Genomic DNA, 1,246 nt, shown 5'->3' on the forward strand with positions numbered 1-1,246 from the left:
GTCGGGGCGGCCGTAGCGCGGCGGCTCCGGGTCCTCCGGGGTCGGGGGAGGGTCGGCCCGGACGGCCTCCGGGGTGCCGACGCCGAGCGGGAAGAAGAGGTCGAACGTCGCGTCGAAGACCGCCCGTTGGCCCTCCGAGCGCAGCACGGCGGCGGCCACGCCGGCCCGCAGCTGCTCGCGGTCGGCGAGGCCGAGCACGTCGACGACGGCCGCCGCGTCCACCGTCTCGGCCGGGCCGATCCGCAGGCCGTGCCCGCGCAGGGCGCGGACCAGGCCGGTCAGCCGGGCGGCGGTGTCGGTCGGGCCCGCCGTGGTCATGCGAGGGTGAGCTTCTGGGCGGCCTTGCGGACGTCGTCCTGGTGCTTGAGGATCACCCCGAGGGTGTCCCGGACGACGGTGTCGTCCAGGGTGTCGGCGCCGAGGGCGAGCAGGGTACGGGCCCAGTCGATGGTCTCGGCGACGGACGGCGCCTTGCGCAGCTCCATCACGCGCAGCGCGCCGACCACCCGGACCAGCGAGGCGGCCAGGGTGTCGTCCAGGCCGGGCACCTTGAGGCGGACGATCCGGCGCTCCAACTCGGCGTCCGGGTAGTCGAGGTGGAGGAAGAGGCAGCGGCGGCGCAGCGCCTCGGAGAGTTCGCGGGTGGCGTTGGAGGTGAGCAGCACGAAGGGCCGGCGGCTCGCGGTGATGGTGCCGAGCTCGGGGACGGTGACCTGGAAGTCGCTGAGCACCTCCAGCAGCAGCGCCTCCACCTCGACGTCGGCCTTGTCCATCTCGTCGATCAGCAGCACCGTCGGCTCCTCGCCGCGGATGGCGGTGAGCAGCGGGCGGGTGAGCAGGAACTCCTCGCCGAAGATGTCGGTGCGGGCCTGGTCCCAGCCCTCGTCGCGGCCGGCGGTGATCCGCAGCAGCTGCTTGGCGTGGTTCCACTCGTAGAGGGCGCGGGCCTCGTCGATGCCCTCGTAGCACTGGAGCCGTACCAGCCGGGCCTGCCCCAGCTCGGCGACGGCCTTGGCGAGTTCGGTCTTCCCGACCCCGGCGGGGCCCTCGACCAGCAGCGGCTTGCCGAGCCGGTCGGCGAGGAAGACGGTGGTGGCGACGGCGGTGGAGGCGAGGTAGCCGGTCGCGGCCAGCCGGTCGGCGGTGTCCGCCACCGATGTGAAGAAGCCCGTGCCGTCGCCGTTCCCGTTGCTGCCGCTGGCCATCGCCCGCCCCGTTCCGGTTCGCCCTGCCCGTTTCGCGCTGT

The 1,246-nt window shown here is 74.2% G+C and carries 1 protein-coding gene and 1 pseudogene; both read right to left on the reverse strand.

What is annotated here, in order from left to right; all coding sequences use genetic code 11:
* A pseudogene (locus tag J0670_RS38255) lies at positions 1-318 on the reverse strand (hypothetical protein); the annotation flags it as partial.
* Entirely contained in the window at positions 315-1,205 is an 891-nt protein-coding gene (locus tag J0670_RS38260) for a MoxR family ATPase (RefSeq protein WP_207817371.1), read from the reverse strand. The pseudogene J0670_RS38255 and the gene J0670_RS38260, both read right to left, overlap by 4 nt.
* Positions 1,206-1,246 lie beyond the last annotated feature (41 nt).

The organism is Streptomyces sp. FH025 (genome assembly GCF_017427025.1).
Taxonomy (GTDB): domain Bacteria; phylum Actinomycetota; class Actinomycetes; order Streptomycetales; family Streptomycetaceae; genus Kitasatospora.

What these genes read in the sequence shown, in the direction of transcription:
- J0670_RS38260 (WP_207817371.1), bottom strand. Translation starts at nt 1,205, where the DNA reads ATGGCCAGCGGCAGCAACGGGAACGGCGACGGCACGGGCTTCTTCACA.